At 69.0% G+C, this 24,592-nt stretch carries 23 protein-coding genes and 1 pseudogene; 7 read left to right on the forward strand and 17 right to left on the reverse strand.

All coding sequences use genetic code 11. The features are described from left to right. Nucleotides 1-103: 103 nt before the first annotated feature. Nucleotides 104-2,203 carry an FG-GAP repeat domain-containing protein gene (locus BIV24_RS03530; protein ID WP_143064556.1) on the reverse strand — a complete coding sequence of 700 codons (2,100 nt, stop codon included), beginning with the start codon at nucleotides 2,201-2,203 and terminating at the stop codon, nucleotides 104-106. A 233-nt stretch (nucleotides 2,204-2,436) separates the two neighbouring features. Between BIV24_RS03530 and BIV24_RS03535 the strand changes: the two genes are divergently transcribed. From BIV24_RS03535 to BIV24_RS03545, 4 genes are all read left to right on the forward strand, one after another. Next, entirely contained in the window at nucleotides 2,437-2,832 is a 396-nt protein-coding gene (locus BIV24_RS03535; protein WP_071364633.1) for a PLD nuclease N-terminal domain-containing protein, read from the forward strand. 93 nt (nucleotides 2,833-2,925) lie between these two features. Beyond that, nucleotides 2,926-3,228 (forward strand): LysR family transcriptional regulator, encoded by a 303-nt coding sequence (locus BIV24_RS34995; RefSeq protein WP_245766653.1) that lies wholly within the window; start codon nucleotides 2,926-2,928, stop codon nucleotides 3,226-3,228. 59 nt (nucleotides 3,229-3,287) lie between these two features. Beyond that, nucleotides 3,288-3,887, forward strand: coding sequence for a DUF6232 family protein (locus tag BIV24_RS03540; protein WP_071364634.1), 600 nt, complete (start codon nucleotides 3,288-3,290; stop codon nucleotides 3,885-3,887). Further along, nucleotides 3,884-4,237 carry a hypothetical protein gene (locus tag BIV24_RS03545; protein WP_071364635.1) on the forward strand — a complete coding sequence of 118 codons (354 nt, stop codon included), beginning with the start codon at nucleotides 3,884-3,886 and terminating at the stop codon, nucleotides 4,235-4,237. The genes BIV24_RS03540 and BIV24_RS03545 overlap by 4 nt, the downstream gene beginning before the upstream one ends. Here the strand turns inward: BIV24_RS03545 and BIV24_RS36170 are convergent, their stop codons facing one another. Then, the gene (locus BIV24_RS36170; protein WP_342745237.1) at nucleotides 4,238-4,366 is read right to left on the reverse strand and encodes a DUF397 domain-containing protein; all 129 of its coding nucleotides are present in this window, start codon (nucleotides 4,364-4,366) and stop codon (nucleotides 4,238-4,240) included. Further along, nucleotides 4,323-4,594 (reverse strand): annotated as a pseudogene (locus tag BIV24_RS36175) (transcriptional regulator); the annotation flags it as partial. The pseudogene BIV24_RS36175 and the gene BIV24_RS36170, both read right to left, overlap by 44 nt. A gap of 297 nt (nucleotides 4,595-4,891) precedes the next feature. Between BIV24_RS36175 and BIV24_RS03555 the strand changes: the two are divergent. Next, complete coding sequence (locus BIV24_RS03555) at nucleotides 4,892-7,024, forward strand: hypothetical protein (RefSeq protein ID WP_071364637.1); 2,133 nt, start codon at nucleotides 4,892-4,894, stop codon at nucleotides 7,022-7,024. A 28-nt stretch (nucleotides 7,025-7,052) separates the two neighbouring features. Beyond that, nucleotides 7,053-8,597: an ABC transporter substrate-binding protein gene (locus tag BIV24_RS03560; protein WP_071364638.1), complete on the forward strand. Its 1,545-nt coding sequence runs from the start codon at nucleotides 7,053-7,055 to the stop codon at nucleotides 8,595-8,597. Between the two features lie 6 nt (nucleotides 8,598-8,603). On the opposite strand, the gene BIV24_RS03565 is transcribed toward BIV24_RS03560, so the two are convergent. The 13 genes from BIV24_RS03565 to BIV24_RS03620 all read right to left on the reverse strand — a co-directional run bounded on the left by BIV24_RS03565 (nucleotide 8,604) and on the right by BIV24_RS03620 (nucleotide 21,243). Then, nucleotides 8,604-9,014 carry an SRPBCC domain-containing protein gene (locus tag BIV24_RS03565; RefSeq protein WP_071364639.1) on the reverse strand — a complete coding sequence of 137 codons (411 nt, stop codon included), beginning with the start codon at nucleotides 9,012-9,014 and terminating at the stop codon, nucleotides 8,604-8,606. A gap of 38 nt (nucleotides 9,015-9,052) precedes the next feature. Continuing rightward, nucleotides 9,053-9,211, reverse strand: a complete 159-nt coding sequence (locus tag BIV24_RS34135; RefSeq protein WP_177198611.1) for a hypothetical protein — start codon at nucleotides 9,209-9,211, stop codon at nucleotides 9,053-9,055. A gap of 144 nt (nucleotides 9,212-9,355) precedes the next feature. After that, nucleotides 9,356-10,438, reverse strand: coding sequence for a c-type cytochrome biogenesis protein CcsB (gene ccsB / locus BIV24_RS03570; protein ID WP_071364640.1), 1,083 nt, complete (start codon nucleotides 10,436-10,438; stop codon nucleotides 9,356-9,358). After that, nucleotides 10,435-12,234 carry a cytochrome c biogenesis protein ResB gene (gene resB / locus BIV24_RS03575; RefSeq protein ID WP_071364641.1) on the reverse strand — a complete coding sequence of 600 codons (1,800 nt, stop codon included), beginning with the start codon at nucleotides 12,232-12,234 and terminating at the stop codon, nucleotides 10,435-10,437. Before resB ends, ccsB begins: the two co-directional genes overlap by 4 nt. 2 nt (nucleotides 12,235-12,236) lie before the next feature. Continuing rightward, nucleotides 12,237-13,010 carry a cytochrome c biogenesis CcdA family protein gene (locus BIV24_RS03580; protein ID WP_071364642.1) on the reverse strand — a complete coding sequence of 258 codons (774 nt, stop codon included), beginning with the start codon at nucleotides 13,008-13,010 and terminating at the stop codon, nucleotides 12,237-12,239. A 1-nt stretch (nucleotide 13,011) separates the two neighbouring features. Beyond that, on the reverse strand, nucleotides 13,012-13,647 hold the full coding sequence (locus tag BIV24_RS03585) for a TlpA family protein disulfide reductase (protein WP_071364643.1): 636 nt from the start codon (nucleotides 13,645-13,647) through the stop codon (nucleotides 13,012-13,014). A gap of 66 nt (nucleotides 13,648-13,713) precedes the next feature. Further along, entirely contained in the window at nucleotides 13,714-14,988 is a 1,275-nt protein-coding gene (locus BIV24_RS03590) for a polysaccharide deacetylase family protein (protein WP_071364644.1), read from the reverse strand. A 234-nt stretch (nucleotides 14,989-15,222) separates the two neighbouring features. Then, nucleotides 15,223-15,897: a histidine phosphatase family protein gene (locus BIV24_RS03595; protein ID WP_071364645.1), complete on the reverse strand. Its 675-nt coding sequence runs from the start codon at nucleotides 15,895-15,897 to the stop codon at nucleotides 15,223-15,225. Further along, nucleotides 15,894-17,213 carry a glutamate-1-semialdehyde 2,1-aminomutase gene (hemL, locus tag BIV24_RS03600; protein WP_071364646.1) on the reverse strand — a complete coding sequence of 440 codons (1,320 nt, stop codon included), beginning with the start codon at nucleotides 17,211-17,213 and terminating at the stop codon, nucleotides 15,894-15,896. The genes BIV24_RS03595 and hemL overlap by 4 nt, the downstream gene beginning before the upstream one ends. Nucleotides 17,214-17,449: 236 nt before the next feature. Further along, nucleotides 17,450-17,695, reverse strand: coding sequence for a DUF7848 domain-containing protein (locus BIV24_RS03605; RefSeq protein WP_071364647.1), 246 nt, complete (start codon nucleotides 17,693-17,695; stop codon nucleotides 17,450-17,452). Beyond that, nucleotides 17,692-17,913, reverse strand: coding sequence for a hypothetical protein (locus BIV24_RS03610; protein WP_107459182.1), 222 nt, complete (start codon nucleotides 17,911-17,913; stop codon nucleotides 17,692-17,694). The genes BIV24_RS03605 and BIV24_RS03610 overlap by 4 nt, the downstream gene beginning before the upstream one ends. A gap of 89 nt (nucleotides 17,914-18,002) precedes the next feature. Continuing rightward, nucleotides 18,003-19,214: a helix-turn-helix domain-containing protein gene (locus BIV24_RS03615; RefSeq protein WP_079167971.1), complete on the reverse strand. Its 1,212-nt coding sequence runs from the start codon at nucleotides 19,212-19,214 to the stop codon at nucleotides 18,003-18,005. 271 nt (nucleotides 19,215-19,485) lie between these two features. Beyond that, nucleotides 19,486-21,243, reverse strand: a complete 1,758-nt coding sequence (locus BIV24_RS03620; RefSeq protein WP_079167972.1) for a recombinase family protein — start codon at nucleotides 21,241-21,243, stop codon at nucleotides 19,486-19,488. A gap of 492 nt (nucleotides 21,244-21,735) precedes the next feature. On the opposite strand from BIV24_RS03620, the gene BIV24_RS35000 reads away from it, so the two are divergent. After that, on the forward strand, nucleotides 21,736-22,215 hold the full coding sequence (locus BIV24_RS35000) for a hypothetical protein (protein WP_079167974.1): 480 nt from the start codon (nucleotides 21,736-21,738) through the stop codon (nucleotides 22,213-22,215). On the opposite strand, the gene BIV24_RS03630 is transcribed toward BIV24_RS35000, so the two are convergent. Next, nucleotides 22,188-24,575 carry a protein kinase domain-containing protein gene (locus BIV24_RS03630; RefSeq protein ID WP_071364649.1) on the reverse strand — a complete coding sequence of 796 codons (2,388 nt, stop codon included), beginning with the start codon at nucleotides 24,573-24,575 and terminating at the stop codon, nucleotides 22,188-22,190. The two genes, BIV24_RS35000 and BIV24_RS03630, sit on opposite strands and share 28 nt — an antisense overlap. Between the last annotated feature and the right edge of the window lie 17 nt (nucleotides 24,576-24,592).

The raw sequence follows: 24,592 nt of genomic DNA on the forward strand, positions 1-24,592 counted from the left end.
ACGGTCCGCAGAGGCTGACCTGGCCCGTCACCGTCTTCTGCGGTGCCGGACGCAAAGCCGGGCGGGGTCACCCGGGACTCCGGGTGGCCCCGCTTCGGCGTCGTCAGGAGATGCGGATGCTCGACCAGTTCGTGGGCTTGCCGACCTGCGACCGCTTGCCGAGACCGCCCTTGCCGTCGCCCCGGTTCAGCCAGGCGCGGCCGCTCTTGTCGAGCGAGATCATGTCGGCCCGGCCGTCCCCGGACAGGTCCAGTCCGCCGACCACGTCCTTGTAGGTCGCGCCCCAGTCCTTGAAGACCAGCGCCCGGGGTTTGAAGGTGCCCTTGCCGGTCCCGTCGAACCGCCACAGCTTCTTCGCCCCGTCGAGGCCCAGCAGATCCATCCTGCCGTCGCCGTTGAGGTCCCCGGCGGCGATCAGCTTCTTGTAGCCGCCGAAGCCGGACCCGACCAGCGTGCGGGCCTTGAAACCGCCCTTGCCGTTGTTGGCGTACAGATACAGCTTCCCGGTCGCTGCGGACCGGGTCAGCAGGTCGGGACGGCCGTCGCCGGTCACATCGCCGGGCGAGACGACCGCGTTGTAGCCGCTCCAGTTCGAGGAGACCTTCACCGAGGACGTCTTCTGGTCCGGCAGCCCACCACAGACCGGTGTGAAGATGCGGGCCTCGCCCTTCGGAGAGCGGACGAACACGTCGTTGCAGCCGTCACCGTCGAGGTCGCCGTAGGGCAGCACCAGCGTGCCCGCCGGCCAACTGGTCACCCGCTTCTGCGCGGTCAGCTCGGTCGCACCACCCGCGTACACCTTCAGCCCGCCGGAGCCCCAACCGAAGAGGTCGGCCTTGCCGTCGTCCGTGTAATCACGCCACTTGGACAGCGCCCGGCCAGTGGTGGTGACCTGATAGGTCCCGTCCAGAGAGTAGGAATCAGTCAGTCTGTGCTGGTCCCACTGCACCACGGGGCGTCCGAGCGCGTCGGAGGCCACCTGGACCGGGCCGACCCGGATGCTCTCGCTCAGCGGCCGCGCCGGGGACCAGGTGCCGCCCTTGAAGACGGCGGCCATCGCGTGCTTCTGCTCCGCGTAGCCCGCCCGCCACGTCACCGTGACCGTGCCGCCCGAGGTGGCGACCGCGCCGACCGACTGCGCCTTGGTCGCGGGGAACGGCTGCTTGTACGGCAGCCAAGCGCCGGTGGCCGCCGAGCGCACCGCGTACCAGGGGACCGACGAGCCGGGCCCTCCGCCGGCGACGAAGAGGTCGCCGCCCGGCAGGTAGACGGGCGCCGCCATCCCGTTGGTGCTGCCGGAGGTGGCGGCGGTCCGCGGGGTGCTCCACGTCGTGGCACCGGCGGACCGGCGCGTGTGCATGACGTGCCCGGCCTCGGTGTAGAACACGTCGAAGCCGCCCTGCGGACTGGCGAACACCTTCGGCTGCGCCAAAGCCACAGCCGGCACCGGGAAGTCCTTGACCTCGGTCCAGCCGGACGCGCCGGGGGCCTTCTCCAGGGCGGCGATGACCTCGGTCGCCAACCACTTCCACACCACCAGAGCGGTGCCGTCCTTGGCGATCGTCAGCCCCAGGTTGGTGATGCCCCGGCTGCCGATCGGCGGCTGCGTGTTGAGGTCGGCCGGAGCGGTCCACTCGGCCCCCGGGCCGGCCTTCTCGGCGGTTCTCATGACGCCGTTGTCCGACCACGCGAGGACCAGTCGGCCGTCGGGGGCCGCCGCCAGTGCGTGCAAGCTGTTGTGCTCGGGGACCTCGGCGATGTACTCGGGCTCGGAGAAGGCGGTAGCACCGGGCGCCAGGGTGGCCATCTTCAGCCAGTAGTTGTTGTGGTCGTCAGGGCGCTTGGCCCCCCAGACAAGGCGCACCGAGCCGTCGCTGAGCGAGACCAGCTCGGTGTTGTACCCGCCGGCGTCCGGCCAGGTCTGCGGGGCCAGCCAGCGGGTGCTGCCGGCGGGCCGGATCCGGATGCCGTCGGTGAAGGAGACGAGGGTGCCGTTCTTCGCCGACACCAGAGCCCTCAAGCTGCCCGGGGCGTGCGCGGTGCGGGTGCCCCACGGGCCCGGCGCACGCTTGTCGACGGTGGTTGTGGCGGTGGCGCTGGTGGTGGCGCTGGTGGTGGTCTGGGCGGCGGCCGGGGCCACCGCCGCCAGGACGAGAACGGGTGTGAGCGCGATGCCGAGCACCGCGCGAGACTGTGAAGTCAAGGATTGCCCCCCCCCGGGCAGGGCGTATCCGGTGGCCCGAATCCGCCGTACTGTTCGAACAAATCAGGCGCAGCGTATACCAGCCAAGATCGGCTACACAGGGGAATCCCCTCCAGGCCGTGATCCGGCCCTGGGCCGGTGCCGAGGGGCCACCCAGAGGTGGGGCAGGGTACGCAGAGGCTAACCTGGCCCGGTCACCGGGCCCGTCACGTCTTCTGGGGGATCGCACGACCATGCTCAGGTATCTGCCCTTCCTGCTGGTCCTCGCGTTGTGGATCTACGCCTTCATCGACTGCCTGAACACCCCCGAGGAGCAGGTGCGAGGGCTGCCCAAGGTGGTCTGGGTCATCATCATCCTGCTCTTCGGCGAGGTGCTGATCGGACCGATCGCCTGGCTGGTCGCCGGCAAGGCGCGCCAGGCCCCGGTGAACGGCTCCACGCCCTCCGAGTGGCATCGCAACCAGCGCACGACCTGGGTCGCGCCCGACGACAACCCCGAGTTCCTGAAGTCGCTGAGGGAAGAGAACAAGAAGGACGAGTCGCTCCTGAAGGACTGGGAGGCCGACCTGCGCCGCCGCGAGGAGGAGCTGCGACGGCGGGGGCGGGGCGAGGAGCCCACGGCCGACTGACGGAACTGCGCCTGCTCGTCACCCTCGAGAAGGTCGCCACGGTCCTGAGCTTCACCCGGGCCGCGGCCGAAACTGGCCTACGCGCAGTCCAGTGTGACCAGTCAGATCCGCGCCCTGCAGTCCTCGCTCGGCACGGAACTGTTCGACCGGCTGGGCAGCCGCATCCGGCTGACGGAGGCGGGCGAACGGCTGCTGCCGTACGCTCGGCAGATCATCGAGCTGAGCGAGGAGGCGCGCGGCGGTCGCCGACGCCGAGGAGCCGTCCGGCGCCCATGGAGACACGGACGGGAACCGGGAAGCCGTTGCTGCCCGTTGAGGCGCCCTTATTGTCAACTCTCCATGGTTTTCCCGCACTTCACGTCCGGTATTGGCTTGCTTCCTGAGCACGCCGTGTAGTTAATGGTCTTCCCAGGTGAGCGGAATCACCTCGCTCGCACTCACCCCATGGGGGATCCATGCAGCCGACGCATCCACCGGGGCAGCCGGACGTGCCGCCTCCCGCACCGCCGCCCCATCTGTTGAGCGGTGTGGACCTGCGGGTCAGCAAGCGGCTGCTGTGGATCGACCGCGCGGCCTACCCGTTGCAGAACATCGCGCGGGTGTACACGTTCAATGCTCATCCCCGGCGCAAGGAGGCCGCGCTGCGCTTCGCGAAGAGCGCGGCGATCATCCTGGCGGTCGCGTTCGGCCTCACGATCATCGGCGGCCTGACGCAGTTCGGCGGCAGGAACTCGGGTGGCACGCTCATCACGCTCGCCTGGGTCGGCTCCGCGGCCGGGTTGATCTACTGCTTCGTGCAGATGATGTCCGTACTCACGGCCCAGTCGCACTACGTCATGGCCATCGAGACGTCCGGCCCGTCCCAGGCCGTGGTGACCAGCAGCAATCCGGAGACCCTGAACCAGCTCGTCGGCTACGTCGCCCACGCGATCGACAACCCCGAGACGGAGTTCCAGGTGAAGGTGGAGCGCCTCATGATCTCCCCGAACAACTACTACTTCGGGGACAACGTCAACATGTACGGCGGTACGGGCAACGTGGGGATTGCGGCATGAGCGGCGACAACTACTACTTCGGCGACAACGTGACGATGCACGGCGGCACCGGCAACACGGGCATCGTCAAGAACCAGGTGGCGCCCGTCGAACCAGTGCCCCCCGCGCTGGAGTCGGCTGTGGCGGAATTGCGCCGCCTGGTCGAGGTGCTGCGCGAGCAGGTCCCGTCCGCGAGCGCCCAGGCCATCGACGACTCACTCCCGGTCATCACCGCCGACGCCACCGCCCCGGCGCAGGACCGGCACCGCGCACTGATGGCGGTCGCCGGCATCGCGGCAACCGTGGGGGCGGTGGGCCAGCCGGTCCTGGAGGCCGTGAACAGGATCCTGGGGCTTCTGGGCGGGCAGTGATCAGGCGGAGCGTCCCGCTGCCGCGACGAACGCTGACCAGGCCCGGTGCGACACCAACAGCACCGGGCCGTCGGGGGTCTTGCTGTCACGGACGGGGACGGTGGCGGGGAAACCGGGGGCGATTTCGATGCAGTTGCCGCCGTTGGAGTCGCTGTAGCTGCTCTTGATCCAAGTTGCCGCGCTGAGGACGTGCCTGTCCATGCTGCTCGTACCCCTCCATCGCGTCGCCGATCAAAGCGGCGGATTCTGGGGCTGACGGAGCGTCACGGCCCTGAGCACATCATAGGTCTGGCTGTGGCGCGCGAACACGACTGGATCGTCGGTGAAATGACCGCGATCCAGCGATTCCGAGTAGACAGCGCAGGCACACCCAGGAGACCCGGCACGCCCGCTACCGCCGCTGCTTCGCGGACTACGCGGTCATGGAGCCGCCCGGCGGGTGAGGAGGCACCCGGTCCACGCCTCCACCGCTGCGACGGCCTTTGCCCGGGCCGCACCGTCGTCGCGACCGGTCAACCCGCGCGCGAACGCGGGGAATTCCGTAACCCGACCGTCACCGTGCGTCCTGACCCGAATCAACTCTCCCCTTTTTACACTGAGGTTGGTACACATCACAGCAGCACATCCGACCGAACCGCGCCAAGGGGAGATGCGGTGGACAGACGGCTGCACGGCCGGGGGTCGCTGTTCGACACGGACCCGCCCGGTCTCGCTGCGCGGCTTGTCGGTCTGCGTCCGTACCAGCTCCGTTCCTCCCCGTACGAACACGACGGCGACATACCGTTCGTGGTGTTCGCGGGCGGGCGCGGTCTCGGCAAGAGCGCCCTGCTCACGGAGTTGCGCGCCGCCTATCAGGGGCATACGCCGGTCGCGTTGATCGACGGTGAGGAACCGCAGTTCGCCGGGCCGCCGCCGGAGCGGCCCGGCGAGGCTTGGTCGCCCCTCGCGCAGGCGCTCACCACCGTCGCCGAGCAGCTCGCCGGGCCCGTGAAGGGTGCCCGTCGGATCAGCTTCCCACGGCTCGCCTCCGGGCTGCTCGCCGTCGCGGCAGGCGGCTGGAGCGACCAGGACATGCCCCGCATGCGACAGGAGGCCGAACGGATCCTGCTGCTGAACGACTCGCGGTCCTTCCTCGACGGCTTCGCGGGCCGCTGGGCGACCAAGGTCGTGGCCAAGCTCGTCGCGACCATGTCCCACACGGGGCCCGTCGTCGAGCCGATCATCGAGGCGACCCTGGAGGCCTTCAGCGAAGGGATCTCACCCAACCACCGGCGCGCCCGTCGGGCAGCGACCTGGTATCGCGGCTACCCGAACGCGGGCGGCAACCCGAAGCTGGGCCTCATCCTGCTGTCCGGGCACTTCCGGGCCGACGGCGGCTCCCGCGCCCACGCCGAGCGCCATCTCGTCCGCGCCCTGCTCGCCGATCTCGACGATGCCTACGCGGGCATCGTGCAGCGCTCGCACCGCCTGGGCCGCCCGGTCGTGCTCGTCGACAACGTGCACGCGCCCGCCGGGCGCAACTTCATGGAGTGCGTGCTGCGCGACCGCACGGACGGCATCCGCGACCAGGTCGTCTTCTTCGCGGCCCTGCGCGGGTACGCCCTCCCCAACTCCCCGCTCCGGCCGAGCGGGGGGACCTCCATGGCCCTGCGCAACGCCTCCCGGCGCACCCTGACCGAAGTCGCCCGCACCACCGGCTGGGAGCCCGGTGCCTCCCCGTCCTCCCGGGCGCTGCTCGTGTCCCTGCCGCCGCTGACGCCCGACGACACCCTGCACATCGTGGGCGCCGTCTGCCGAGGCCTCACCCTGCCGCCCCAACTCCCCCACGCCACCCACCGGCTGACCGGCGGCAGCCCGCTTGGCATCGCCCTGCTCGCCGAGTCCGCCCGGCAGAACCTGCCCCGCGGGGCCGACTCCCTCGGCGCGTTGCTCACCGGTGAGGTCGCCGTCCGCGAGGACCGCGACGGCCGCCCCGCCTACCAGGAGCTGCTCGATCGCCTCGTGCCGGGCGGCCGGCTCGACGAGCTGACCGTGCTGGCCACCGCCCACGACCGGGAATCCGCGCTGGCGCTCGCCCGGGACCGGCTCCCGGACGGCTTCGGCGCGGCCGGGGTACTCCGCCTGGAGGAACAGCTCTCCGAGGAGGGATGGCCCGCCGCTGCCGGGCAGTTCGTCGGTGACCCGTTCCTGCGGGCACTGCTCCTGCTGCGGCTGCACCACCTCGATGCGGACCACGCCGAGTGGCGGGCGGCCCACCGCGCGCTCATCGACCACTACGGCGAGCGGGACACCACGGACGCCGCCCGCTACCGGCTGCACCATGACCTCGCCCTCGGCACAGTGGAGTTCGCGGTGACCCATCTGCGGGACAGCTTCCCCGAAACGGACGTCGGGCAATGGCTGTCCTCGCTCCTGTTCATCGCGTCCGCGCCCTACTACCACGCGCACGACCCCGAAGGCCGCGACTTCGACGGCGGCCACGACCACCGGACCGCGGTCGCCCTCGGCCACACCGACGCGGCGCAGCAGGCACCAGAAGGCGTGGACACCGTGCTGCACCTGCGCGTACGACGTCTGCTGCACGCGGTCTGGCAGCTGACCGACCCGCTGGTGCTTCCCGACCCGCAGGTGGCCGATCGGATGCGCTTCGACCTGGAGCAGCTGTCGAACCTGCGCCCCGAGACCACCGCCCTGCTGTGGCGGGCTTCCCGGGACTGGCCGTCGGACGCACTGGCCGGCCGGCCCCTGCGCATCCCGCGCGACGACGAGGATCGGGGTCACGGATGACGGGCCCGTACGAGAACGGGGGTCGGTGATGGCGGCACGGCCGTGGAGATGGCTGCGCGAGGACGTCTGGGAGATTCGCTTCCGCCGGTATGTGGCGCTGCTGCTGGCCGCGACGCTCGTGGCCGCCGCCGTGTGGGGCGGGCTCCGGCTCGCCCGGGAGGACCGGTCCTGCGCCACGGGCGTGGCCCACCCGAAGGGCAGCGGCGACTGCGTGGGCGTGTCGACGACGGCGTACGACTTCGGGCAGCCCCGGTTCACCGCCACCGCGCGGGCGATCGACCGCGAGAACCACCGGCTCAAGCCCGGCAGTTACGTGACGGTCGCGCTGCTCCTGCCGTTCACCACATCCGCCCCGGCGAGCCTGAACGACACCCTGCACGAGCTGCAGGGCGCCTACCTGGCCCAGTACCAGGCCAACCACGGCTCGACCGGCGAGTTCCCGCAGGTCCGGCTCGTCCTGGCCAACGCCGGTGCGGACGGGACGTACTGGCCGCGGGTGGTCGACCGGCTGGAGGAGATGAGCAAGGGTCCGGACCGGCTGCGGGCGGTGACCGGGATAGGACAGAGCACCGACAACAACAAGAAGGCCGTCCGGGAACTGACCCGACGCGGCATCCCTGTGATCGGCTCCTCGATCACCGCGGACGACCTCGCCAACGGGCAGGGCGGCAAGGACCCGTTCCCGGGGCTCGCCCGCGTCGCCCCCACGAACACCGACGAGGCCCGGGCCCTCGCCTCGTTCGCCAAGCCCGCGGCCGACAAGGCTCTGCTGGTGTACGACAAGCCGGGCGACCCCTACACGCGCACCCTCCAGGACTCCTTCAAGAGGCTGATGCCCGGATCACCCAACCCGGAGCAGCCGTTCACACCCCCCGCGGACCGCACGCAGGAGGGCACGACCTCGAACCAGTTCCGGCAGATCACCCAACTCCTGTGCTCCACCCCGAAGTCCACGAACACGGTCCTCTTCGCCGGACGACACACCCAACTACGTCAGTTCATCAACGAGTTGGGCCAGCGAGGCTGCATGGATCACCGGTTCACCCTGCTCACCGGGGACGAGGGCTCGTACCTCACCGGGGACTCGAAACTCGACCGGAAGGCCCTGACCGGCAACCTCTCCGTGCGATACACCGCGCTGGCCCATCCGGACGCATGGCGGAAGGGGACGGTAGCGACGGGCGGCAGCGCGTCCGACACCGCAACCCTCGACGAGCTGGTCGCCCGCGGCAAGCAGGCGCCGGTCGGGCCGATCGGACCGATCGACCTCGACGACGGGCAGCTGATCGTCGCGTACGACGCGCTGCGGCTCGCGGTGCAGGGGCTGCGGGAGGCCACACCGAGCGGCGCGACCACGCCGCCGCTGGCGGACGTGGTCAACGAGTGGGCGTTCATCAAGGGGCAACAGCGAGTGAACGGCGCGAGCGGATGGATCTGCCTCGATGTGCATGGGAACCCGTACGACAAGGCGGTGCCGATCGTGGAACTGACGCCGTCGGGCGGCGCGCGCTTCGTGCGGATCGCCTGGCCGGAGGGAAAGCCCCCCGCTGCCGCGTGCCTCCCTCGCGCATGAGGGGACTCACCGGGTACCGCTCTCCACATAAGCGAGGAGGCGCTCGAAACGCGCCCGCCAGCCCGGATCCCGCTCCTCCTCGCTTTCATGCGTGAAACGCACCGTCGTGCCCGCCGGCCGCCCCGTCTCCAGGTGGAAGCGGATACGGCCGCGCCCCTCAACCGTGTACTCGGCGACCCGCTCCACGTCCCATGCCGTGATGCGGCCCGGGGCGGTGCCGTCGGGCAGGTGAAGCGCCACCGCGCCGCCGAGCCGCGGTTCGAACGGCTCGGCGGCGGCCAGCCACTCCCCCAGGCCCGCGGGGGTGGCCAGGGCGGGCCAGACCTCCTCCACGGGCCCGGGCAGACGCAGCAGAAAGTGCCGTACGTACACATCCCCTCGATGCTCGGCGGTGACCTCTTCGATGGGATTGGTCATGACACCAGCCTCGCGCGCGAACGGGGGATCCGCACTCCTTACGGGCGCTCGCCCGCCTTGTCGACGACGGCTCGGCGCAGCACGGCCGCATTGCTCGTGACCTGGCCTTTCTTCACGTCCGAGTAGTCCTCGCTGGCCACGCTGCGCTCGCCGAGGAATTCGTGCGTCTTCTCGTGCGTAGGCGTCGAAGAGCTCACCGAACGCGCCGTGGTCCCCCCGCGCGGATACGTTTCCTCAGGTGGCTGTCCACGCCCGTCATCTGCCCGTACGGCAAAGGCCGGTTCCGGTGACGTGGGTCACAGGAACCGGCCTTGGTGGCGAGGGGCTTGCGGGGCGGGGGCTTACACGCCCGCGTACGAGTGCATACCGCCGACGAAGAGGTTCACGCCGTAGTAGTTGAACAGGTAGCAGCCGAAGGCGACGAGCGCGATGTACGCGGCCTTGCGGCCCTTCCAGCCCGCGGTGGAGCGGGCGTGCAGATAGCAGGCGTAGGCGACCCAGGTGATGAAGGCCCAGGTCTCCTTCGGGTCCCAGCCCCAGTAGCGGCCCCAGGCGTCACCGGCCCAGATGGCGCCCGCGATGATCGTGAAGGTCCACAGCGGGAAGACGGCGGCGTTGACGCGGTAGGCGAACTTGTCGAGCGAGGCCGAGGCGGGCAGCCGCTCCATGACCGAGGTCGCGAAGCGGCCGGGCTTGCCGCCGCCGGCCAGCTTGTTCTCGTAGGAGTCCTTGAAGAGGTAGGCGAGCGTGGAGACCGCGCCGACGTAGAGCACCGCGCCGCAGAAGATGGCGGTGGAGACGTGGATGTACAGCCAGTACGAGTGCAGGGCCGGGACGAGCTGGTCGCTGGCCGTGTACAGGACGGTGACGGCGAGGCCGAGGTCGAGCAGGACCGTGGTGATGAGGAAGAGCCCGATCCACCGCACGTTCTTCTTCAGCGCCAGCAGCCCGAGGTACACGCCGACGGCGACCGTGGAGAACGTGATGTTGAACTCGTACATGTTGCCCCACGGCGCCCGCTGCACGGAGGCCGCGCGGGCGACGACGCCGCCGAGCTCGATGAGGAAGGACAGCACGGTGAGCGACACTGCGATCCGGCCGTAGAGGTCGCCCTTCTCGTCGCCGCCGTGCGCGCCGGGGCCGTCCGGCACGTCACGGGCGCCGGCCGCGGCGCGGGTGACGACCTTCGGCCGCTCCAGCACTGCAGTGCCTCCGGCCTGCTTGACCGCGACGGCGGGTGCCTCGGCCTTCCGCGGTGCGTCGGCGGTGAGCGCGCTGGCGGTGCGGCCGACCTTGCTGCGGCTGCCGAAGAGCCATTCGGCGATGTACGCGAAGAAGGCCAGGGTGTAGACGGCCATCGCGGAGTAGATCAGCGTGTTGCTGAGGTTCGCGAGATGTTCGTTGGTGGCGAGGGCGAGGGTCACTTCGTCTGAGCCCCTTCAGCGGCAGGTACGTGAGGTACGGCGTCCGGCTCCCGATCGGGGTCGGCGTCTGGATCGTCGGTCTTCGTGGGCGCGCGGTCGTGGATGAGCGCGGCCAGGTCGCCGAGTTCCACGGGCAGCTTCGTGGACTCGTTGCGGCCGAGGCCCGCCATCTCGACCACGGTGACGCCGTCGGCGCCGGTCGTGGCGCGCACCCAGACGCGGCGGCGCTGGATGAACAGGGAGCCGGCCAGGCCGAAGATCGCGGCGACCGAGCCGCCGAGCGCCCAGCCGCTGCCGGGCTGCTGCACGACCTGGAAGCCGGCCCACTGCTTGATCTCCTTGTCGAAGGTGATCGAGCCGTAGCCGCCCGGCAGCTTCATGGTCTCGCCGGGCACCAGCCGAGCCTTGAGGATGCTGCCGTCGGTGTCCTTGAACTGCTTCAGGTTCTTGGTGTTCAGCTGGTAGACGTTCGACGGGACGCCCGCGTTGACGCCCAGGTCCCCGTGGTACGCGTTCAGCGCGAGCACCGGATTGTCGAGCGCGGGGAACTGGGAGAACATGCTGCCCTTGCCCTCGCCGGCGAAGGTCGGCACGAAGATCGCGCCGAAGCCGAGCTGCTCCTGCCGCCCCTGGGCGTTCCGGTAGCCGTCCCGCACCTGGATCGCGCCCTGTGAGGTGACGTTGGAGTCGAGGGGCAGCAGCGGCACGGCGTCGTGGAAGACGACCTTGCCCTTGCCGTCGCGGACGGTGACCGTGGGCGCGTACCCGTGGTTGACGAGGTAGACCTTGGACTTGCCGATGTGCAGCGGTTGGTTGACCTTGACGGTGGTCTTCTTCTCCTTGCCGTAGGCGCCCTCGCTGTAGGTGAGGTCCGCCTTGTACGTGCGCGGGGTGCCCTTGTTCGGACCATTGCGCTCGTAGGTGCCGGTGAACTTGTTCAGGCTGAAGCTGAACGGCACCAGGTCGTCGTCGGTGAAGAGGTTGCCGGACTTGAAGTCGTCGTACTGGGTGAGGGTGTTGGAGAAGCCGTCGCCCTCGACGACCAGCTTGTTGCCCTCGGACTTGAACAGCTGGCCCCAGGCGAAGGCGACCAGCATCACGACCAGAGCGATGTGGAAGACCAGGTTGCCGGCCTCGCGCAGAAAGCCCTTCTCGGCGGCGACGGCGTCCTTGACGACGTGCGCCCGGAAACGGCGCCGGCCCAGGGCCTTCAGCGCGGCCTCGCGGACCTGCTCGGGATCGGCGTCGGTGCGCCAGGTCGCGTACGCGGGCAGCCGGTTCAACCGCTTGGGCGCGGCCGGCGGGCGGCTCCTGAGCTGCCCGACGAACTGCCCGGCGCGCGGCACGATACAGCCGATCAGCGAGACGAACAGCAGGATGTAGATCGCGGAGAACCACACCGAGCTGTACACATGGAACAGCCCGAGCTTGTCGTAGAGCGGGCCGAGGACCTTGTGCGCGTCCATGAACGCCTGCACCTGCATGGCGTTGCTGCCGGTCTGCGGGATCAGCGAGCCGGGGATCGCGCCGAGCGACAGCAGGAAGAGCAGGAGCAACGCGACCCGCATGGAGGTCAGCTGCCGCCAGAACCAGCGGGCCCAGCCGATGACCTCGCGCGCGGTCCAGGAGATCCAGCCCTTGGCGCCGGGGGCCCGGGAGCCGCCGAAGGAGCCGGGCATGGCCGTCTCGACGGGGGCGGTGGACAGCTGCGAGCCGGCCTCGCCGAGGCCGGCGTCGGTGCCGTCGATGGTGGTGTCCGTCGTCTCGCTGTGCACGTCGCTCCGTGTGTCGCTCATGGTCAGACCCCCGGCGTGAAGCCGGTGGACCAGCTCTGCATCTGCTGCACGAGGCTGTCCCAGGCGCCGGTCAGCAGCAGCAGGCCGGTCGCGATCATCATGATGCCGCCGATCCGCATCACCCAGGTGTAGTGCCGCTTGACCCAGCCGAACGCGCCGAGCGCCTTGCGGAAGGCGACCGCGGCGAGGACGAAGGGCACACCGAGGCCGAGGCAGTAGGCGATGGTCAGGAGGGCGCCGCGGCCTGCGCTGCCCTGGTCGGAGGAGAGCACCATCACGGAGGCCAGGGTCGGGCCGATGCAGGGCGTCCAGCCGATCCCGAACAGCGCGCCGAGCAGAGGCGCGCCCACGAGGCCGGCGGCCGGCCGCTGATGGAAGCGGAACTCGCGCTGGGTGAGCCAGGGCATCAGCCCCATGAAGAACACACCCATAAGGATCATGAGGACGCCGAGCGCCTTGGACAGGGTGTCCCTGTGCTCCTGGAGCGTCTGGCCGAAGAACCCGAACAGTGCCCCGCCGGAGACGAACACGGCCGTGAAGCCGAGCACGAAAAGGGAGGCGCCGGCCACCATGCGCCCGCGCCGGGCCTCGGCCAGGTCGGTGCCGGTGACACCGGTGACGTACGAGAGGTAACCGGGGACGAGCGGCAGCACGCACGGCGAGAAGAAGGAGACGAGACCGCCGAGGAGGGCGATCGGCAGGGCGACCAGCAGCGCCCCGTTGAGGACCGTCTGGTTCGGGTCGGTGACCGCGGCGAGCGTGGATACTCCGCTCACGTCACTTCTCCGCGACGACGGGGTCGAGCATCTCGCGCAGCCTGTCCTCGCTGAGAGCCTGGAGCGAACGCGCGGCGAGCTTCCCTTCCCGGTCGATGACGAGTGTGGAGGGGATCGCCTGCGGGTTGAGTGTGCCCTTCTTGAAGCGGAGCATCAGCTTCCCGGTCGGGTCGTACAGGCTCGGGTAGGTGACCCCGTACTGCTTCTCGAAGGCGCGGGCCGGTTCCGTGCTGGTGTCGCGGGTGTTGATGCCCACGAACTGGACACCCTTGCCCGCGTTGTCCTTTGCGACCTTGACGAAGCCCGCCGCCTCGGCCCGGCAGGGCGGGCACCAGGAGCCCCAGACGTTGATGACGACGACCTTGCCCCGGTAGTCGGCGACGTCGAGCTTCTTGCCGTCGACCGTCGTGCCGGACAGGTCGGGGGCGGCGTCCCGCTCGCCCTTCTTGACGGTCGCGATGCCGTCCTTCCCGGTGATGAAGTTGGTGTTGCCCGAGCCCCCGGAGATGCCGCCCGACCCGCACGCGGACAGCACGAGCGCCGCGACAGCGGCACCGGCGGCGGCGAGGGCGGTACGTCGGCGGCTGCGGCTACGGGTGCGGTTCAGGCGCTGCGGGGCGCGGCAGGCGGCACTCATGTGAAAAGTTTCGCATGTCCGATCCGGGGATCTTGCGCACCCCCCTTGCGGGCGGAAACCCGCATTTCAGGCGGCCTGCGACGGGTCGCCCGCGCCACCCTTGCCCGTGCCCGAGAAGAACTCCTTCCAGCCACCCGCCGGCCGCTGCCCCACATCCAGGGACTGCAGCTTGCGGACCACCTCGGGACGCTGGACGTCGAGCCAGTCCGTGAACTGCCGGAAGGAGACGTGCCGTATGTCGGCGCCCTTCTCCTTCTCGCGCACGATGTGCTTGAACGCCCCCTCCACGGCATCCATGTAGATGCCGCCGTTCCACTGCTCGAAGTGGTTGCCTATGAAATAGGGCGCCCGATTTGTCTCAAACGCCCGCTTGAATCCCGCAATGTATGAGTTGGTCGACTGCTCGCGCCAGCCCGGGTAGTTGTGCGCGGGTGCCCGCGTCGTACTGATCGACTGGTTGGCGAGCATGTTGTAGTCCATCGACAGCACCTCGAACCGGTGCCCGGGGAAGGGGATCAGCTGCAGCGGGAAGTCCCACAGCCCCTGCCGCTTCTCCGGCCAGCGCTGCCGGCCACCCGGCGAGGAGGCGTCGTAGCGCCACCCCAGCTCGCGGGCCGTGGGGAGCAGGTTGTCCTGGCCGAGGAGACAGGGCGTACGGCCGCCGACCAATTCCTTGTCGTAGTCGAAGGGAAGCGGCGGCAGATCCTGGAAGCCGGTGTTGGTGCGCCACCCCTTGACGAAGGACTTGGCCTGTTCGATCTCGCTGCGCCACTGCTTGGGCGTCCAGCGTGCGACCGTGCCGAAGCCGGAGCAGAAATGGCCGTTGAAGTGGGTGCCTATCTCGTGGCCTTCCAGCCAGGCACGGCGGACGTTCTGCAGTGTGACGCGGATGTGGTCGTCCGTCAGGTAACCGATGTCGGAGGCGCCCGGCCGGTTGTTCGGCGGCAGATACATGCGCTTCTTCGACTCCGGCAGCAAATAGAGGCCGGAGAGGAAGAACGTCATGTGCGCGCCGTGTTCCTTCGCCAGATCGAGAAAGCGCGGGAAGAGGCCGTTGCCGACCTCCCCGGCACCGTCCCAGGAAAAGATCACGAACTGCGGCGGAGTCTCACCGGGCTCCAGGGGAACCGGCTTTCCCAGCTGGTTCGGCTGCGTTCCGGTGTCGGCGGTGGAACCGTCACCGAGGGGACGCGCGGTGGCCGTGGGGCTGCTGGAACCGCCCTTGCCGGGGCCACCACCCGGCCTCGTGCCGCTCTTCTGGGATCCGCACGCCGCCAGCCCCATCGCCGCTGCCGCGCCCGCTCCGAGCCCGATCAGTCCCCGTCGGCCGATGCGCCGCATCCCATCCCCATTTCATCGTGCCCTCTTGCTCGGTGGTCACTCGATAAGAGGGCGCGATGAAGAGGACGGTTCCGCCGAACCCGCCCGCATGTAACGGACTTTACGAAGATACGCCCCCATAGCGGGATCTCGTACGCCTGGTACTGAAGCCTGCACCTTGGCGCACGGCGTACGACCTCGCCGTCGGGTCCGGCGTCCGGTCCGGCGCGGGAGACCGGCGTCACACCGGTGCGCTCACGCGCCGAACGCCTTCCCCTTCCCCTTCACCGGCTTGGCGCCCGCGAGGAGATGCGCCGGGACCAGGTCCCGGGCCGGCTCGGAGTACCCCACCGACACGATCTTGTCGCCCTGGTACGTGAACGAGGTCAGGGAGGCGAGCGTGCACTGCCGCCTGCGCGGGTCGTGCCACAGCCGCCGCTTCTCCACGAAGCTGCGCACGATCCAGATCGGCAACTGGTGGCTGACGCACACGGCCTCGTGTCCGCGGGCGGCCTCCTTGGCGGCGTCCAGCGCGGCCATCATCCGCACGACCTGCTCCAGGTACGGCTCGCCCCAGGACGGCTTGAACGGGTTGACGAGGTGCTTCCAGTTCTCGGGCCGCCGCAGCGCGCCGTCACCGACGCCGAAGGTCTTGCCCTGGAAGACGTTGTCGGCCTCGATGAGCCGCTCGTCGCCGGCGATGTCGAGCCCGTGCGCCTTGGCGATCGGCTCGGCCGTCTCCTGCGCCCGCTCCAGCGGGGAGGCGACGACATGGGTGATGTCCCGGGAGGCGAGGTGATCGGCGACCCGCTCGGCCATCTGCCGGCCGAGCTCGGAGAGGTGGTACCCGGGCAGCCGCCCGTAGAGGATCCCCTCGGGGTTGTCGACCTCGCCGTGCCGCATCAGGTGGACGACGGTGATGTCACTCATGCTGCCGTGGCCTCCGCTGCTGCACGGGCCGCCGCCGGAAGGGCGTCGGCGATCTGCTGAAGTGCCCGCTCGTCGTGGGCGGTGGACACGAACCAGGACTCGAACGACGAGGGCGGCAGATAGACGCCCTGCGAGAGGAGTGAGTGGAAGAAGGCCGTGAACCGGAAGGACTCCTGGCTCTTGGCGTCCTCGTAGTTGTGGACCGGCCGGTCGGTGAAGAACACGGAGAACATGTTGGAGGCGCTCTGCAGCCGGTGGGCGACGCCCTCCTTGGTGAGCGCGTCCGCGACGAGCGTCCGGATCTCGGCGGACACCGCGTTCACCTTCTCGTACGCGGCGTCGTCGAGGAGCCTCAGCTGGGCGAGCCCGGCGGCGGTGGCGATCGGGTTCCCGGCGAGGGTGCCCGCCTGGTAGACGGGACCGGCCGGGGCGAGGTGCGCCATGACGTCCGCGCGACCGCCGAAGGCGGCGGCGGGGAACCCACCGCCCATGACCTTGCCGAAGGTCATGAGATCGGGCACGACCCCGTCGACGCCGTACCAGCCGGCCTTGCTGGTCCGGAATCCGGTCATGACCTCGTCGGAGATGTACAGGGCGCCGTTCTCGCGGCAGAGGTCCTTGAGTCCCTGGTTGAACCCGGGCAGCGGCGGCACCACGCCCATGTTCCCGGGCGAGGCCTCGGTGATCACACAGGCGATCTCGCCGGGGTGGGCGGCGAAGGCGGCGCGGACGGCGTCGAGGTCGTTGTAGGGCAGGACGACGGTGTCGCCGGCCTGGGCGCCGGTGACACCGGGGGTGTCGGGCAGCGCGAACGTGGCCACACCACTGCCGGCCGCGGCGAGCAGCGAATCGACGTGTCCGTGGTAACAACCCGCGAACTTGATCACCTTGGAGCGCCGGGTGAACCCGCGGGCGAGCCGGATCGCCGACATGGTGGCCTCGGTCCCGCTGGAGACGAGCCGCACCTGCTCGACCGGCTCGATGCGGGCGACGATCTCCTCGGCGAGCGCGACCTCGCCCTCGCCGGGCGTACCGAAGGAGGTACCGCGGGAGACGGCCTCCTGGACGGCGGCGATCACCTCCGGGTGGGAGTGCCCGAGGATCAAGGGCCCCCAAGAACACACAAGATCAACATATTCACGTCCATCGGCATCGGTCAGATACGGACCGCTGCCGGACACCATGAACCGGGGCGTACCGCCCACGGCGCGGAAGGCGCGCACCGGCGAGTTCACGCCGCCGGGCGTGACGGCCGCCGCGCGCTCGAAAAGAGTCTGCGAAACTGGGGCTTCATAGCTATAGGGCAGTTCGGTCATAACCTGCGGTTTCTACGTCGAAGCGGACGGCGGACCTAACCAGCGTAGGGCAGTGCCCCCACGTCGCGGACGTCCACAGGTACCAAAAAGCCCCGCCTACCACGGGGAGAGATAGGCGGGGCTTCTGCCGCTCGGCACCCCGCAGGAGGGTGCGGGCTCGGCGCTGCCGGGCGGCGCCTCGCCCCTGATCGACGGAGTTAGAGCAGCATCAGGGACGAGGTGGTCAGGGCGCAGGATCAGGGGGTGGTGACGTCGTCGGCCGGCGGGATGCGCCATCCGGTTTGAACGACGACGCGGAAGCGGTCGTGTCGCGGGCTCACGCGGTGATGCTCAGTCGCCCACTTGTCCGCTTGCTCGTCGCTCTCGACGTGTTCCATCTCGATGCAGGACGCGCATTCGACCCACCGACGGGCCGGGAGTGCGCTCAAGTTCAGCGGACCGTGGACTTCGGGATATGCGTAGCTCTTCACGGGGCTCGTCATCGCCGCGCCTCCCGCACGCTGCCGTGGTGGCGCCGTATCTCGACGGCCAGATCCAATGCCCGGGATGGGTTGTGCAGCGGGCTCTTCGGCTCCTTCGCGGCCTGCCACTGCTTGAAGAGCGCGCCGCACACATCGCAGTCCGGATTAGGCTGCGGGTCGGACACCGCGAGTGGGTCCAGCAATTCCACCGGGTCGCTCAGCGCCTTTTCTAGGCCCATTCCTTCACCTCCGCCAGGGGCTTGGACGGCCCTAGGTTTTCGTGAGGTGAAGCAGAGCAACAGGGACGCAGCGTCCTACTCTCGCAACGCTAATTGGCGACGCCGAGAAACTCAGCGATCGAACGGAGCCCCGGCGGACGCGCGGGAAGTTCCCAGAGATCCCGCACGATGGCGACGGCTAGTGTGTGGTGCCGCATCCAAGTAGGCGCCACCCGGCGCAAGGATTCAAGAGCCTTCACGGCGCCTTCGGCGTTGCCGACGTCGGTATGAGCGCGGGCGACGTCGAGCAGGAGCCACGTGCGCCATGACGGAGGGGTGTCCTTCGACAGCCGCATCCCCTTTGCCAGGGTGAGCGCTTCCTCCGGCCGCCCGTGCTGCACGGCCAGGCGGACGCGCTCGATGCGGACGGACGACTTGCTGAAGACGGAGACGAGGCGACCGTCTTTCGGGGCCGGCATCTTCGCGACGCGTCCCGCCGCTTTCTCCGCCGTCCGCATCATTTCGTCCGCGCGGTCGTAGTCCCCGCTCCTGGCGTAGCTCGTCGCGGCCGACATGAGGAGCCCGCCCCATACCCGGACGCCGGACGCATCCGTCGCGTGTTCACGCTCGACGTTGTCCGCAGCGTAGACGGCCAGATGCGTTGCGTCGTCGAGCCTGTTTTGGCGCTGATACGCCCATGCCACGGAGTTGGACACCATCGGGGCAAGCAGCGGATCTGACGACTTCCCGGCGGCGTCTATGGCGCGCTCCAGGCTCGTTAGAGCAAGGTCCGTCTTACCGAGTCGGATGGCCAGGTGTCCCCCGAGCTGCAGCGCCTTGCCCAACGCAGCCTGTCCGGCCGCGCGCTCGTCGTCCGCCCCGACGGCTGACGCGAAGCGTGCGTCCGTGATGATGTCCGGCAGTAGCTCCATGAGGCGCCCGAACTCTGCTTCGTGGTACAGCGTCCAGGCGTCGGCGATCTCGGCCCGTAGGAGCGACAGTGAGAGTTTCTCTGCCCGCTTCGGCTCCGGGGGCGGAGCAAAGAGCGGCGGGGAGATGGCGCGGCGCACGGCGACGAGCTGAGGGGGATCGACTTCCCCCGTCGACGGGACGCCCGGAGGATCGCCCAGGAGCGACGTCAGCTCGACGCCGAGCCCCTTCGCCAGGGCATGCAGGGTCGGCAGTGCCGCGGAGTTCTTCCGCCTCTGTTCGAGCTTCCGGACAACGTCGACTGAGATTCCGGCCCGCGCTGCTAACTCCTCTTGCGTCAGGCTGGAGAGGCGTCGAAGCCGGCTGAGCTTGTCCCCAAGGTGTTCGCTCACGTCATTGACGGTACGACGCCGACGCCCGCTCTGTCAGACGTCGAACCCGAGCGCCCTCATCCGACGTCGATAGGACCGACCATGCTCCGGGGCCACCAAAGCGGCGCTCACTGATCGCTCAGCGGCCATGCGGCAGTTCATAGACTGGTTCCTGTCCAGGGCCGAAGCGGAGATGCCTACGCGTCCCCAAGCCGGCCCATGGAGCAAGGCGCCGTAGACGTAAGAGAGCCCCTGTCGACGCGACAGGGGCTCTCGTATGCGCGAGGCAACTTCAGGCGGCGTCGCGCTCCTCGTTCGCGTTCGCTCGGGACGAGGACATGATCACCGTCACGCGGTCTTCGACACGACACGCACGATCAGTACCGCCGCGTTTTTCTGCCTTGGCGACGTCGATGCGGTCGACGAAGAGCTGAACCAACATCTGACGGTCTTCGACGTCAGCGCGTGCCCACCACGACGTTGGCCCTAGAGGGTCACCGTCGTCTGATGCGCCCCACTCCTCGATGGGGAGTGGGGGCAGTTCAGGATTGCCGACCTCAACAATCTTGATGTCGAGCCCATTCAGGCGCGCGTCGAGCGACCCCTTGTCGGCTAGGAACTGCTGCCGCCCGATCTCGCCGTCGTAGATACCGATTCTGAGATCGCTGTAGAGCTGCTCGATAGACCGCACGACCTCCGCGCGTTCTCCAAGCAGCGTCGCGCGCTCACTGCGGATCTCTGGACTTTCCTTGAATCGTGCCAGACGGGAGGCAGCCTCGACGAGCGTGTCCATGGTTTCCGGATCATCCTCGTCGGCGCTGGCGATCACGGCCATGATCTTTGCCGCAATGTGGTTGTCGACGTCTGCTTGCTGGATCGTGCTTCCACCTTCGTGCTTGCCTTCCTCCACCACACCTGACGGCCGGCTGCACTTGTAGACGTCACGGGAACCGGTCATAGGGCGCCCGCACTCGCAATAGAGCTTTTCCATGGCCGTGAGGAGGTACTTACCCGGCGTCCCGCCCCGGCTGCCCCGCCCTCTACCTTCCAGCCAGTCCTGCAGCTCGAAGAACTGGGCACGCGGGATCAACTCTTCGCCGACGATGATGGGCTCTTCGTTCTCATCGCGGAGGATCCGGTAGCCCACAACGTTACGCGTCCGGTTGCCGTCCTTGTCCCTGGAGTACGTAGGTTCGGCAGCGATCCCCGCCAAGCGTGGATCCGTGAGGAGCCGCTTAACGGCACGTTCCCTCCACAGTCCACCGTTCTGCGTGCGGACCTTATTGGAGTTAAGCCACGACACGATCGCATTGACTGATGCCGGGTGGGCGTTCCTCTTGCCTGTCCAAGGCTTGTCTTTGAACTCGAAGACGTGGTCCACCATCTTCCGGACTTCGCCGGCTTGGTCTGTCCCGTCTTCGCGCACCGACGCGGGGCGCAGTCGACGAATGGTTACCGTGACTGGTTTCCCGTCAATCTCCCGTGTCACCGACTCCGGGTACGACTCCAGACCATAAGGAACGGTGCCCCCGGTCCACCCACCGAACTGCTTCGCTTTTGCCTTGGCTCCGGTGATGGACTCACTCTTGTTCTTACTGTCTTGGTGTGCGGCGTCAAGGCGCATGATCAGCATGATCAGCTCCATCGTGCTGTCGGGAGAGAAGGACCCCTCCGACACCGATGTGATGGTGACGCCGAGAGAGAATAGCTCCAGGACGATAGGGATTGCGTCCTTCGGCTCCCGCCGGGAGAACCGAGTCACGTTGAAGACGATGATCTCGTGTACGAGCCCTGAACGGCAGTCGTTCAGCAGACGCTCGAACGCCTTGCGTTTCGCGTTTGGGTCGTATCCGGAAACACCGATATCCCTGTAATGCCCTTTGAAGGAGCATCCGCGCTCTCGCGCTTTTCGCTCGGTTGCTTCGTCCTGCGTTTGCGGGCTAGCTTCCGACTTGTCCGCTTTGGCTTTTGACTGACGGGTATATCCTGCTGCTACCCGGAGCACGGTTGCGACGTGCTCCGGGCCCCCCGCCCTTGTAGTTGGGTGCATCGAGCCAAGGTACCCCAACTACATGAAGCTGGGGCTTCGTACGGATAGCTCACACAAGCCATGGTGTCAGAGGCCGCGACGATCCTGCGGACAGGTGTTTCCACGCACGTTTCGGCGAGCGGGCGCGGGGGAGGTCACTGACACGATGATCGGGTTGCGCGGCGGGGACCACGCGTCCTGGAACAGCAGTCGGGTGGAGATATGCATCGCGGTGGCGGACTGGGCGAGGGGACCGGTGATCTGGGTCCTCGGCGTGCCCGGCGGGGAAGGCACCGGCGCGAGGCGGAGGACAACGAGACACGTCGGGCGCAGGGACCGCACGAGGCGCACGAACCGTATGGTTCGCACGGTTCCCAGGCTCCGCAGAGCTCGCCGAATCCCCAGGGCTCTCAGAGCTCGCAGAGTTCTCAGGGCTTTTCACAGAACTCCCAGGGCTCGCAGAGCGCGCCTGAGAGAATCGACCGGGCGGCGCGTAGAGACCGCAGGGACCGTATGGTCGGCCGACTCGGGACAGGGAGCGGGAATGGTGGTCGGGTGGGGGTGACGTACAAGTACTTCGGCGCGCCGAACGGTGCCACTGCGGCCCGCGTACCGATCTCGATGCGCCCCGAGGAACTCGGCGGCGACGAACTCGGCATGGGCGGGATGTTCACCAAGATCAAGCCGGAGACGATGGCGGCGATGGTCCTCACGGGCATCGAGGGCGTCCCGCTGCACAAGGTCCCGCCGCTGGAACTGGTGGTCCTGCACCCCGACTACGCGGTGGTCAAACTCCCCATGACGGTCGTGGACCCCCTGCGCGGCGTCGGCGAGGAGGCGGTGGGCGCGGCGGCGTTCATCTGGTCGACGGTGCCGGACCGGGGCGGGCCGCGGGACGCGTTCAATGTGTACCAACTGCTGCACGAGTGGCAGGACTTCAGCCATCGGTTGCATGAGGCGGGGCATCAGCCGTACTGCTTGGTGTGGCCCTGAGCCGATGTTTCGTGGGTAGCGGGCGGGGCTTTCGGGTCCCGCCCTCGGGAAGCCTGCGGCACAGCCCATGTGGTGTCTTCGGCGCCATGAGCTCGGGTGTAGGCAAGCGTCTCGTAATGGCGTGTGGCAGGCACGGTGGCGTACTCCGCGACGAGAGCCCGCGCCTGCTCCGACAGCGGCGGCGGGTCGATCATGCCCTCACCGGCTCCGGGAACCAGCGCCTCGGCCACATCACCGGCTGTCGGCCGCTGATCCGGATCGGGGTGAAGGCACGATCGGACCACCTCCACGAAGTCTCCGGGCAGCCCGGCGAGATCAGGTGTACCCGCCCGGATGCCGGCGACCACGGACGGCGTGTCCTGGCCCCAGGGGCTGCGCCCCAGAGCAAGGCGGGCGAGAACGGTACCCAGGGAGAACACATCGCTGGCAGGTGTAAAGGTGCGCTGCTCGCGTAGTTGCTCGGGGGAGGCGTACGCGTAGGTGCCGACGAAGCCGCGCCGTGGCTCGGTGAGCCGTTCGATCTGGGCGATACCGAAGTCGATGACGCGCGGGCCGTCCTCGGTCAGCAGAACGTTGGCCGGCTTGAGATCGAGGTGCACGATGCCCTCGGCGTGGATGGCGCTCAGGGCGACGGCGATGCCCGCCCCCAGCGTGCGCACCAGGTCGACTTCCAGCCCTCCGCAGCGCTCGGCGAGTTCCTGCAACGACGGGGCCGCCACGTAGGGCACCGCCATCCACGGGGTCGAACCGTCGGTGTCCGCGGCGATCACCGGCACGCTGAACCGCCCACCGACCCGCTGGGCCGCCCGCACCTCGTGGGCGAAGCCTCGCTTGATCGGGGGAGCCGCCGCGAGGTGCGCGTGCAGCGTCTTGACCGCGACCATCAGCCCGTCGGGATCCTGGCACAGGTAGACACGCCCGAAGCCGCCCTCGCCGACGCACTCCAGCACCTCGTACGTGCCGAAGACCGGTGGCTGGTCCACCCCGGCGGTGGGCCGGGCCCGCTCCATCTCCCGCCAGGTACCGATGGCCGCTGCCTGCGCGTGCACCGCGATCCGGCCGTCCGCAGCCCCCGCGGACATCCGCTTCCGCGCGTCCCGTTCACCCGTCGCGGGCTGCTCGTCCTTCACCACGACGACCTGCGCCGTCGCCGGTTCGCCCGCCCGGAAGACGTACGCCTCAAACCGCACGTTCTCGTCACTCAGGCGGGATACGTAGACGCCCGGCAGCCCCAACCGCTCGCACACAAAGGCCTCTTCCGGTGTCGGCCGCAGGTCGCCGCGGGCGAAGCAGAGGGCTGTCGCTTCATACCCGTGCCGGGACAGCTTCCGCAGCACATCCGCCCACTGCTCCGCGGTCCATGTCGGGTCGCCCGCACCGCCGTTCACGACCGCAAGGCGGGTCGCGTGAGACGCGCCGGCCTCGCGTGCCAGCACTGCGCGTGCCGTCTCCGCCGCGGCCTGCACCGCCTCGCCCAACAGCGTCGCGGTCCCTTCCGCGATGCGGACCACCGTGCGCCGGTCCATCCGGGCAAGCTCGTCGCGCTGCCCGCGGAGGATGTCGTACTCCGGCGAACCCGGCCCCTGGCCCTGAAGCTCCATGCACGCGAGCACCTTCCCGAAGCAGTCGACAGCCGCCGCGTGGTCCTCCGCGCTCACCGCCGCCTTCGCCTGCGCGACACGCGCGGAGAGGGTATGCGAGCTGCCCGCCCCGTAGAGTTGCTCGCACCGCGCGGCTGCCTGCCCGTACATCCGGCCCGCGCGCTGGAAGTCTCCTGCGGCTTCGACCGCGGCGGCCGTCGCGAGGAGGTCCTGGAGCCCGTCGTGGCCGCCCTCGTTGCCGAACGGCAGCCCGCCGGCGACCTCGGCGTAGCGCTGACGAGCGATGTTGACAAGCTGATGCCCGGGGCCGAGCTCCTGTTGGGCGGTCTGCAACATCTGGGAGAAAGCGCGCAGCGCGGCCGCGTTGTCGCCGCTTTTCTGCTGCCAGTAACCCACCTCGCACAGCAGGGTGAGCGCCGTCTCGGTGCGGTTTTCCCGCTCGGCTGACCGGCGCATGCTTTCGTAGCGGCGAACGGCCTCCTCGGGTCGGCCCGACCGGCCGTGCCAGTGAGCCAGTTGATGCCGGGCCAGTTCGGTGTCCTGATGGCGCGGTCCCTGCGTCCGCTCCCGGTCGGCCATCAGTCGGGCGAACATCTGCACTGCGGCTTCTGGTTGTCCGGACTCACCGGTCCAGTGGGCCAGTTGGTGCCGTAGCGCCAATGTGTCGGTGTCCTGCGGCCCCAGGACGCGTTCCGCTTGCGCGACCAGATCCGCGTAACGTTCGGCGGCCTCCTCCGCGTTTCCCTGACGTCCTGTCAACTCAGCTTTTCTGCTGC

This window comes from Streptomyces colonosanans (assembly GCF_001866645.1).
GTDB classification, from domain to species: Bacteria; Actinomycetota; Actinomycetes; order Streptomycetales; family Streptomycetaceae; genus Streptomyces; species Streptomyces colonosanans.

What these genes read in the sequence shown, in the direction of transcription:
- BIV24_RS03535 (WP_071364633.1), top strand. Translation starts at nt 2,437, where the DNA reads ATGCTCAGGTATCTGCCCTTCCTGCTGGTCCTCGCGTTGTGGATCTAC.
- BIV24_RS03540 (WP_071364634.1), top strand. Translation starts at nt 3,288, where the DNA reads ATGCAGCCGACGCATCCACCGGGGCAGCCGGACGTGCCGCCTCCCGCA.
- BIV24_RS03545 (WP_071364635.1), top strand. Translation starts at nt 3,884, where the DNA reads ATGAGCGGCGACAACTACTACTTCGGCGACAACGTGACGATGCACGGC.
- BIV24_RS03560 (WP_071364638.1), top strand. Translation starts at nt 7,053, where the DNA reads ATGGCGGCACGGCCGTGGAGATGGCTGCGCGAGGACGTCTGGGAGATT.
- BIV24_RS03565 (WP_071364639.1), bottom strand. Translation starts at nt 9,014, where the DNA reads ATGACCAATCCCATCGAAGAGGTCACCGCCGAGCATCGAGGGGATGTG.
- resB (WP_071364641.1), bottom strand. Translation starts at nt 12,234, where the DNA reads ATGAGCGACACACGGAGCGACGTGCACAGCGAGACGACGGACACCACC.
- BIV24_RS03585 (WP_071364643.1), bottom strand. Translation starts at nt 13,647, where the DNA reads ATGAGTGCCGCCTGCCGCGCCCCGCAGCGCCTGAACCGCACCCGTAGC.
- BIV24_RS03590 (WP_071364644.1), bottom strand. Translation starts at nt 14,988, where the DNA reads ATGCGGCGCATCGGCCGACGGGGACTGATCGGGCTCGGAGCGGGCGCG.
- BIV24_RS03595 (WP_071364645.1), bottom strand. Translation starts at nt 15,897, where the DNA reads ATGAGTGACATCACCGTCGTCCACCTGATGCGGCACGGCGAGGTCGAC.
- hemL (WP_071364646.1), bottom strand. Translation starts at nt 17,213, where the DNA reads ATGACCGAACTGCCCTATAGCTATGAAGCCCCAGTTTCGCAGACTCTT.
- BIV24_RS03605 (WP_071364647.1), bottom strand. Translation starts at nt 17,695, where the DNA reads ATGACGAGCCCCGTGAAGAGCTACGCATATCCCGAAGTCCACGGTCCG.
- BIV24_RS03610 (WP_107459182.1), bottom strand. Translation starts at nt 17,913, where the DNA reads ATGGGCCTAGAAAAGGCGCTGAGCGACCCGGTGGAATTGCTGGACCCA.
- BIV24_RS03620 (WP_079167972.1), bottom strand. Translation starts at nt 21,243, where the DNA reads ATGCACCCAACTACAAGGGCGGGGGGCCCGGAGCACGTCGCAACCGTG.
- BIV24_RS35000 (WP_079167974.1), top strand. Translation starts at nt 21,736, where the DNA reads ATGGTCGGCCGACTCGGGACAGGGAGCGGGAATGGTGGTCGGGTGGGG.